General features: G+C 70.8%; 9 protein-coding genes. All 9 read left to right on the forward strand.

Translation table 11 applies throughout. The features are described 5' to 3' along the window. Positions 1 to 231, forward strand: a 231-nt coding sequence (locus NH339_RS15790) for a hypothetical protein (protein WP_253026987.1), incomplete at its 5' end; no start/stop codon positions are given. Continuing rightward, positions 228 to 1,481, forward strand: coding sequence for an NADH-quinone oxidoreductase subunit NuoH (nuoH, locus tag NH339_RS15795; RefSeq protein ID WP_253026988.1), 1,254 nt, complete (start codon positions 228 to 230; stop codon positions 1,479 to 1,481). The genes NH339_RS15790 and nuoH, both read left to right, overlap by 4 nt. Next, positions 1,478 to 2,068, forward strand: a complete 591-nt coding sequence (gene nuoI / locus NH339_RS15800; RefSeq protein ID WP_253026989.1) for an NADH-quinone oxidoreductase subunit NuoI — start codon at positions 1,478 to 1,480, stop codon at positions 2,066 to 2,068. Before nuoH ends, nuoI begins: the two co-directional genes overlap by 4 nt. Further along, positions 2,065 to 2,907: an NADH-quinone oxidoreductase subunit J gene (locus NH339_RS15805; protein ID WP_253026990.1), complete on the forward strand. Its 843-nt coding sequence runs from the start codon at positions 2,065 to 2,067 to the stop codon at positions 2,905 to 2,907. Before nuoI ends, NH339_RS15805 begins: the two co-directional genes overlap by 4 nt. Continuing rightward, positions 2,904 to 3,197 (forward strand): NADH-quinone oxidoreductase subunit NuoK, encoded by a 294-nt coding sequence (gene nuoK, locus NH339_RS15810; protein WP_083516221.1) that lies wholly within the window; start codon positions 2,904 to 2,906, stop codon positions 3,195 to 3,197. The genes NH339_RS15805 and nuoK overlap by 4 nt, the downstream gene beginning before the upstream one ends. 9 nt (positions 3,198 to 3,206) lie before the next feature. Then, positions 3,207 to 5,087: an NADH-quinone oxidoreductase subunit L gene (nuoL, locus tag NH339_RS15815; protein ID WP_253026991.1), complete on the forward strand. Its 1,881-nt coding sequence runs from the start codon at positions 3,207 to 3,209 to the stop codon at positions 5,085 to 5,087. Further along, entirely contained in the window at positions 5,084 to 6,664 is a 1,581-nt protein-coding gene (locus NH339_RS15820) for an NADH-quinone oxidoreductase subunit M (RefSeq protein WP_253026992.1), read from the forward strand. Before nuoL ends, NH339_RS15820 begins: the two co-directional genes overlap by 4 nt. After that, complete coding sequence (gene nuoN / locus NH339_RS15825) at positions 6,664 to 8,274, forward strand: NADH-quinone oxidoreductase subunit NuoN (RefSeq protein WP_253026993.1); 1,611 nt, start codon at positions 6,664 to 6,666, stop codon at positions 8,272 to 8,274. The genes NH339_RS15820 and nuoN overlap by 1 nt, the downstream gene beginning before the upstream one ends. Before the next feature lie 25 nt (positions 8,275 to 8,299). Further along, a partial coding sequence (locus NH339_RS15830) for a polyprenyl synthetase family protein (RefSeq protein WP_253026994.1) occupies positions 8,300 to 9,199 on the forward strand: 900 nt, incomplete at its 3' end.

A 9,199-nucleotide genomic window follows, 5' to 3' on the forward strand; every position in this document is an offset into this window, starting at 1 on the left:
CGCGCGGTGCTGAAGGCCTCGGCCGCGACGCTGGCCGCGGCCGGCGTCGAGCCGGGCGGCGTCGCCACGATCGCCACCGACCTCGGCAGCGCGTCGTTCCCCGCCGAGGTGGCCGACCTGCCCGACGGCGTCGTGTGGGCCCCCGGCAACAACGGCGTCCACCTGCGCGGCACCCTGGGCGCCGACCACGGCTCCACCGTCCGTCTGCTGGCGGGAGGCGACCAGCGATGAGCGAGGCGTTCGGCAACGAGGCGTTCTGGGTGGTGGCGCTGAAGGCGCTGCTGGTCTTCGTGGTCCTGGTGGTCTACACGCTGTTCAACATCTGGTTCGAGCGCCGCGTGGTGGCGCGCATGCAGCACCGTGTGGGCCCCAACGTGCACGGACCCTTCGGACTCCTGCAGTCGCTGGCCGACGGCGTGAAGCTGGCGCTCAAGGAGGACATCGTCGTCAAGGCGGCCGACAAGGTCGTCTACGTGCTGGCGCCGATCATCGCCACCATCCCCGCCTTCCTGGCCTGGGCGGTCATCCCGTTCGGGCCGGAGGTGCGGATCCCGTTCACCGACACCGTCACGCCGCTGCAGCTCACCGACATGCCGGTCGCCGTGCTGTACGTCCTGGCGGTCACCTCGATCGGCGTCTACGGGATCGTGCTCGCCGGCTGGTCGTCGGGCTCGACCTACTCCCTCCTCGGCGGCCTGCGCTCGAGCGCCCAGGTCATCTCCTACGAGGTGGCGATGGGCCTGAGCTTCGTCACCGTCTTCCTCTACGCGGGCACGATGTCGACGAGCGAGATCGTCGCCGCCCAGGAGGACGTCTGGTACGTCCTGCCGCTGCTGCCGTCGTTCATCATCTACGTGATCGCGATGGTCGGGGAGACGAACCGCGCCCCGTTCGACCTGCCGGAGGCCGAGGGCGAGCTGGTCGGCGGCTTCCACACCGAGTACTCGTCGTTGAAGTTCGCGCTGTTCTTCCTGGCCGAGTACATCAACATGGTCACGGTCTCCGCGATCGCGACGACGCTGTTCCTGGGCGGCTGGCGCGCCCCGTTCGGCATCGGCACGCTGTGGCCGGGCGCGAACGAGGGCTACTGGCCGGTGCTCTGGTTCCTCGGCAAGACGCTGGGCTTCATCTTCCTGTTCGTCTGGCTGCGCGGCACCCTGCCCCGCATGCGCTACGACCAGTTCATGGCCTTCGGCTGGAAGGTGCTCATCCCGATCTCGCTGGTCTGGATCGTCGCGGTCATCGTCGTCCGCAAGGGCATGACCGACGGCACCTTCGACCAGCGGACGCTGTTCGTCGCGGCCGGCGTGGCCGCCGCGGTGCTGCTGGTGAGCCTGCTCCTGCCCGAGCGGAAGCCGTCCGACCCCGGGCGGACGACCGAGGTCGATGCGCCTGCGCCGACCGACGACGGTGGCGGCTCCTACCCGACGCCGCCGATGCCCGACCAGACCTGGAACCAGAAGGAGGGCGTCCGACGATGAGCGACACCAAGGGCGGAGGCAGCCTGAAGGAGACGCTGTGGGACCCGATCGCCGGCTTCGGCGTCACGTTCCGCACGATGTTTCGCAAGCCCGTCACGGAGCAGTACCCCTTCGAGAAGAAGCCCACGGCGCCGCGGTTCCACGGCCGGCACCAGCTGAACCGCTGGCCCGACGGGCTCGAGAAGTGCGTGGGCTGCGAGCTGTGCGCGTGGGCGTGCCCGGCCGACGCGATCTACGTCGAGGGCGCGTCGAACGGCACCTCCGACGGCACCGACGGGGGAGGGGAGCGCTTCAGCCCGGGGGAGCGGTACGGCCGCGTCTACCAGATCAACTACCTGCGCTGCATCCTCTGCGGGCTGTGCATCGAGGCGTGCCCGACGCGCGCCTTGACGATGACCAACGAGTACGAGCTGGCCGACGACAACCGCGCCGACCTCATCTACGAGAAGTCCGACCTGCTGGCGCCGCTGCTGCCCGGGATGGTCGAGCCGCCGCACGCCATGCTCATCAGCGACGACCACCACGAATACTACGCGGGCAAGACGCTCCCGGTGGTCGAGGTCACGCACGGGGAGGCGACCGAGTGACCGCGTTCTGGATCGTCGCGCCCGTCGTGGTGGTGGCGGCCCTGGGGCTGCTGTTCGCCCGCAAGGCCGTGCACGCCGCGCTCAGCGTGGCCGTCGTGATGGTGGGGCTGGCGGTGCTGTACGCGGCGCAGGGCGCCCCGTTCCTGTTCGCGGTGCAGATCATCGTCTACACCGGCGCGATCATGATGCTGTTCCTCTTCGTGCTGATGCTGGTCGGCGTCGAGTCGCGGGAGTCGTTGACCGAGACGATCCGCGGCCAGCGGCTGGCGGCCACGGTGGCCGGTCTCGGCTTCGGGTTCGTGCTCGTGACGGCGGTCGGGCAGACGACGCTGGGGCCGGTGACGGGTCTGCGCTCGGCGAACGAGGACGGCAACGTCTACGGGCTGGCCGCGCTGATGTTCGGTCCGTACGTGGTGGCGATGCAGCTCACCGCGGCCCTGCTGGTGACGGCGGTGCTCGGGGCCATGGTGCTGGCCCACCGCGAGGCACTCACGCCGCGGCGCAGCCAGGCCGAGATCGCGCGCGACCGCATGGCGGAGTACGCGGCGACCGGCCGCCACCCCGGCAACCCGCCGACGCCTGGCGTGTTCGCCCGCCACAACGCGGTCGACACCCCCGCCCCGCTGCCCGACGGCAGCCCGGCGGCGGACTCGGTGTCGCCGAGCATCGTGGCGCGCGGGCAGCTGCGCGACGGGTTCGACGACGACATCCACGTGGTCTCGCGCCAGCTCCGTCGCGAGGACGACGAGGACGAGCCCCGGCGGGGGTCCGGGGCCGTGGGCCGGGACGGTGAGCCCCGGCGGGGGTCCGGGGCCGTGGGCCGGGAGGAGGACGAGTGAACGAGTACCTGACCCTCTCGATGATCCTCTTCACCATCGGTGCGGTGGGCGTGCTGGTGCGCCGCAACGCGATCGTCGTGTTCATGTGCGTCGAGCTGATGCTGAACGCGACGAACCTCGCGCTCGTCACGTTCTCGCGCCAGCACGGCACCCTCGACGGCCAGATCGCGGCGTTCTTCGTCATGGTCGTCGCAGCCGCCGAGGTCGTGGTGGGGCTGGCGATCATCGTGTCCATCTACAGCACGCGTCGCACGACCTCGGTCGACGACGCGAGCCTGCTGAAGCTCTAGGGGGCGGGCGTGCTCGATCTCGTCTGGCTGGTCGTCGTGGTGCCGCTCGTGAGCGGTCTCGGCCTGCTCGTGTGGGGCAAGGAGGGTGACCGGGTCGGCCACCTGGTCGGCACGGTCGCGTCGGCGGTCGCGTTCGTGATCGGCCTGGTGGCGTTCGTGCAGCTGCTCGGTCGTCCCGAGGACGACCGGTCGGTGGCCGGCACGTTGTTCACGTGGATCTCGTCGGGGCCGTTCCACGTCGACATGGCGTACCGGTTCGACCCGTTGTCGGCGTTGTTCGTGCTGCTGGTCACCGGGGTGGGCACGCTCATCCACGTCTACTCGATCGGCTACATGGCGCACGACGAGCGTCGTCGTCGCTTCTTCGCGTACCTGAACCTCTTCGTGGCCGCCATGCTCACCCTCGTGCTGGCCGACGACTACCTGGTGCTCTTCCTCGGCTGGGAGGGCGTGGGGCTGGCGTCGTACCTGCTCATCGGGTTCTGGCAGCACAAGCCGTCGGCGGCTGCGGCGGCCAAGAAGGCGTTCGTGCTGAACCGGGTGGGCGACGTCGGCATGGCGCTGGCGATCATGCTGATGTTCGCCCAGCTCGGGACGTCGTCGATCCAGGCGGTGAACGCGACGGTCGCGGGGCAGGCGAGCGAGTCGGTGGCGACGGCGCTGGGGCTGCTCCTGCTGCTGGGCGCGTGCGGCAAGTCGGCCCAGGTGCCGCTGCAGGCGTGGCTCCTGGACGCGATGGAGGGCCCGACGCCGGTGTCGGCGCTCATCCACGCGGCCACGATGGTCACCGCCGGCGTCTACCTGGTGGTGCGCAGCAACGGCATCTTCGACGCGGCGCCGGTCGCGCAGACGGCGGTGGTGGTGGTCGGCCTGGTCACGCTGCTCGCCGGTGCGGGGATCGGCTGCACGAAGGACGACATCAAGAAGGCGCTCGCCGGGTCCACGATGAGCCAGATCGGCTACATGATGCTGGCGGCCGGGCTGGGGCCCGCGGGCTACGCGTTCGCGATCTTCCACCTGGTCACGCACGGCTTCTTCAAGGCCAACATGTTCCTCGGTGCCGGCTCGGTCATGCACGGGATGAGCGACGACGTCGACATGCGGCACTACGGTGCGCTGCGCCGGGCCATGCCGGTCACGTTCGCCACCTTCGGGCTCGGCTACCTGGCGATCATCGGCTTCCCCGGCTTCTCGGGCTTCTTCTCCAAGGACAGGATCATCGAGGCGGCATTCGGGGAGTCGTTCTGGGTCGGTCTGGCCGCCCTGCTCGGCGCGGGCGTGACGGCGTTCTACATGACGCGTCTCATGGTCATGACGTTCACGTCGCCGAAGCGCTGGCTCGACGACGTGCACCCTCACGAGTCGCCGCGCGTGATGACGGTGCCGCTCGTGGTGCTCGCGGCCCTGTCGGTCCTCGGTGGCGTGCTCGTGCTCGGCGGCTGGATCGAGCACTGGCTCGAGCCGGTGGTCGGGCACACCGAGCACCACGAGCTCGCGGTGCCCGCCTGGGGCATGTCGATCATCGTCACGGCGGTGGTCGCGGTCGGCGTCGCGCTCGCCTGGTCCACGTACACGCGCTCGCCGATCGCCGGGACCGCGCCCGCCGACGCCGACGTCTCGGTGCTCACCCGCGCCGGCCGGCACGAGCTCTACGGCAACGCGGTCAACGACACGCTCGTGGTGCGGCCCACGCGGCACCTCACGCGGGTGCTGGTCTTCCTCGACGCGCGACTCGTCGACGGCCTCGTCCGCGGTCTCGCCGACCGACTCGGTGACACGTCCCAGTTCCTGCGCACGCCCCAGACGGGCTACGTCCGCAGCTACGCCCTCAGCATCCTCGTCGGCTCGCTCGTCGTGGTGCTCGCACTCCTGGCGGTGACGCTCGCATGATCCTGTCCGTCCTCGCCGCCACCCCGCTCGTCGGTGCGCTGGTCGTCACGCTGATGCCGCGCACGGCCGCCGCCGCCCGGACGGTCAAGGTCGTCGCACTGGCGGCGTCGCTCGTGGCGCTCGCGCTCGCGCTGTACGTCACGGCACGCTTCGACGTCGCCGCGGGCGGCTACCAGCTGACCGAGCAGCACGAGTGGATCGGCCCGCTCGGGGTGCACTACGCGCTCGGGGTCAACGGCATCGGGCTCACGCTCGTGCTCCTCACGACGGTGCTCGTGCCGATCGTCCTGCTGGCCGCGTGGGCGGACCGCCTGCCCGCGGCCCGCAGCGTCAACTCCTACCTCGCCTGGATGCTCGTCCTGGAGGCGCTCGCGATCGGCGTCTTCTGCGCCACCGACGCCTTCCTGTTCTACGTGCTCTTCGAGGCCACGCTGATCCCGATCTACTTCCTCATCGGGTCCTACGGCGGCGCGGGTCGCACCTACGCCGCCGTGAAGTTCCTCATCTACAACCTGGTCGGTGGCCTGCTCATGCTCGCCTCGATCGTCGGCCTCTACGTCGTCACCGCCCGTGCCGGCGACCCGACCTACCTGCTGTCGGACCTGTCGGGGCTCGACGTCGGAACGACCACGGAGCGGCTCCTGTTCCTGGGGTTCATGGCGGCGTTCGCGATCAAGGCGCCGCTGTTCCCGTTCCACACGTGGCTGCCCGACGCCGCCGGCACCGCCACGCCCGCGACGTCGGTGCTGATGGTCAGCATCATCGACAAGGTCGGCACGTTCGGGATGCTGCGGTGGTGCCTGGAGCTGTTCCCGGGGGCGTCGGAGTGGGCCAGCCCCGTCGTCATCATGCTCGCGGTCGTCAGCATCCTCTACGGGGCGCTGCTCGCGATCGGCCAGGACGACGTCCGCCGGCTGGTGGCGTTCACGTCGGTGTCGCACTTCGGCTTCATCATCCTCGGCATCTTCACCTTCACCCACACGGCGACGGCCGGGTCGACGCTCTACATGTTCAACCACGGGCTCTCGACCGCGGCGCTGTTCCTCGTGACCGGCATGATGGTCGCCCGTCGCGGCTCGGCCAGCATCAGCGACTTCGGCGGCGTGCAGAAGGTCGCGCCGGTGCTCTCGGGCATCCTCCTGCTGGCCGGCCTGTCGAGCCTGTCGCTGCCAGGGCTGGCGCCGTTCGTGAGCGAGTTCATGGTGCTGGCGGGCACGTTCACGCGCTCGGTGCCGGCGGCGGTGCTGGCCACGCTCGGCATCGTGCTCGCGGCGCTGTACATCCTGATCATGTACCAGCGGACCATGACCGGTCCGCTGCAGCCGGAGGTCGAGCACCTGCGCGACCTCGACCACCGCGAGGTGGCGGCGCTGGCGCCGGCGGTCGTGCTGATCGTCGGGCTCGGCTTCTTCCCGCAGCCGCTGCTCGACCTCGTGAACCCGGCCGTGGACGAGGTGGTGAGCCACGTGGGCGTCGGGGACCCGGCGCCCCGCACCCCGGCTGACCTCGACGGCATCTCGTTCTCCGGCTCCTACGCACCGATGAGCGAGCTCACCGACACGGAGGGTGGTCACTGATGGCGACGTTGCTGCTGGCCGACCGGCCCGACATCGCCGCACCCACGATCGAGTGGTCGCTGCTGTCCCCGCTGCTCGTCGTCGCGGGCGTGGCCATGGTCGCGGTGCTCGTGGAGACCTTCTGGCCCCGGCGCACGCGGTTCACCGCGCAGGCGGTGCTGGCCGGCCTGGGCCTGCTCGCCGCACTCCTCGACACCGTCCGCGTGTACGTGTCGCTCGACCGTGTCGACGGCGACGTCGTCGGCCGCGGGACCCCCGTGGCCGAGGGCGCGGTGACCGTCGACGGGCCCGGCGTGCTCACGTGGGGGCTGCTCCTCGTGTTCGCCCTGCTCAGCCTCGCGCTCTTCGCCGAGCGCCGGCTCGACGGCGGGCTCAGCGCCTTCACGGGTCGCGCGGTCGACCCGCCGGGATCGGCGGGCGAGGCGGAGGCGACCCGGCTGCGCCTCGAGCACACCGAGACCTTCCCGCTGCTGCTGTTCGCGCTCGCGGGCATGATGCTGTTCGCGTCGGCGAACGACCTCGTCACGATGTTCGTCGGCCTGGAGGTCATGAGCCTGCCGCTGTACCTGCTGTGCGGGCTGGCGCGGCGTCGGCGGCTCGTCAGCCAGGAGGCGTCGCTCAAGTACTTCCTGCTCGGTGCGTTCTCCTCGGTGTTCTTCCTCTACGGCGTGGCGCTCGCCTACGGCTACGCGGGCAGCTTCCGCCTGGCCGACATCGACACGGCGGTGACCAGCCGCACCGGCGGCGAGCACCTGCTGCTCGCGGCCATCGGCCTGATCAGCGTCGGCATGCTGTTCAAGGTCGGGGCCGTGCCCTTCCACCAGTGGACGCCGGACGTCTACCAGGGGGCGCCGACGCCGGTGACGGCGTTCATGGCCGCGGGCACCAAGGCGGCGGCGTTCGTCGCGTTCATGCGCGTGCTGTTCGTCGCGTTCGGCGGTGCGTCGTGGGACTGGCGGCCGCTGCTGTGGGTCGTGGCGCTGCTCACCATGGTGGTCGGCTCGCTGGTCGCCATCGCGCAGACGGACGTCAAGCGGATGCTGGCCTACTCCTCCGTCGCGCACGCCGGGTTCCTCCTGGTCGGTCTCGCCGGGGCCTACGTGGCCGACTCCGAGCGCATCACGTCGGTCTCCGGCCTGCTGTTCTACCTGGGCGTCTACGGTGTCTCGTCGATCGGCGCGTTCGCGGTGGTGACGGTCGTGCGGGACGCGGGCGGGGAGACCACCCACCTGTCGCGCTGGGCGGGCCTGGGCAAGGAGTCGCCGTTCCTGGCCGGGTCCTTCGCGCTGTTCATGCTGTCGTTCGCGGGGATCCCGCTCACCGGCGGCTTCATCGGCAAGTGGAGCGTGTTCAGCGCGGCGTGGTCGGGCGGCTACGGCGCCCTGGTGGTCGCGGGCGTGCTGACGAGTGCCGTGGCGGCCTACTTCTACGTGCGGGTGATCGTGCTGATGTTCTTCACCGACCCCGTCGGCGACGGCCCGACCGTGGCACTTCCCAGCGTCTTGACTACGGTGGTCATCGCAGCAGCCGCTGCGGGCACCATGGTCCTGGGCATCCTCCCAGGTCCGGTGCTCGACCTCGCTCAGCACGCGGGAACCTTCGTGCGCTGAGCCGACTGTGACCAGGAGCCGGGACGTGTCGCTGGGATTCTCGTTCGACGAGCCGGAGCTCGAGGAGCGCGTGCGCCGTGGCGTCGAGGCTGTCGAGGCGCGGCTCGCCGCGGCCGTCGACAGTCCTGATCCGTTCATCGCCGAGGCGGCCGCCCATCTCGTGAACGCCGGGGGCAAGCGCTTCCGTCCGCTCCTCGTCGTGCTGGCGGCTCAGCTGGGCGACGCCGACCACCCCGACGTCGTGCCGTCGGCGCTGGTCGTCGAGCTGACCCACCTGGCCACGCTGTACCACGACGACGTGATGGACGAGGCCCCGCTGCGTCGAGGCGCTCCGAGCGCGAACGACCGCTGGGGCAACTCGCTGGCGATCCTCGTCGGCGACTACCTGTTCGCGCAGGCGTCGGAGCTGGTCTCGACCCTCGGCACAGAGGCCGTGCGCATCCAGGCCGAGACCTTCTCGCGGCTCGTCCGGGGACAGATCCGCGAGACGGTGGGTCCGGCCGAGGGCGAGGACGCCTTGCAGCACTACCTCGACGTGGTGGCCGACAAGACCGGGTCGCTGATCGCCACGTCGGCCCGCTTCGGCGCGCGGGCGTCGCGTGCGGGCGACGACGTCGAGGCGGCGCTCACCGAGTTCGGCGAGCGGATCGGCGTCGCGTTCCAGCTGAGCGACGACGTGCTCGACATCGCGAGCGAGAGCGACGACTCGGGCAAGACGCCGGGCACCGACCTGCGCGAGGGCGTGCCGACGCTGCCCACGTTGCTCGCGCTGCGCGGCGACGACCCGGCCGACGCGCAGCTGCGCGAGCGGCTGTCGGGCCCGATCGAGGACGAGACGGTCGTCGCGGAGGTGCTGGCCGCGCTGCGGGTGCACCCGGTGATGGCGCAGGCGCGGGCGTACGTGCAGGCCGAGGCCGACGCGGCG

This window comes from Aeromicrobium sp. CnD17-E, assembly GCF_024124745.1.
GTDB lineage: Bacteria > Actinomycetota > Actinomycetes > Propionibacteriales > Nocardioidaceae > Aeromicrobium.

Coding starts and splice junctions, on each gene's coding strand:
- nuoH (WP_253026988.1), top strand. CDS start 228: ATGAGCGAGGCGTTCGGCAACGAGGCGTTCTGGGTGGTGGCGCTGAAG.
- nuoI (WP_253026989.1), top strand. CDS start 1,478: ATGAGCGACACCAAGGGCGGAGGCAGCCTGAAGGAGACGCTGTGGGAC.
- nuoN (WP_253026993.1), top strand. CDS start 6,664: ATGGCGACGTTGCTGCTGGCCGACCGGCCCGACATCGCCGCACCCACG.
- NH339_RS15820 (WP_253026992.1), top strand. CDS start 5,084: ATGATCCTGTCCGTCCTCGCCGCCACCCCGCTCGTCGGTGCGCTGGTC.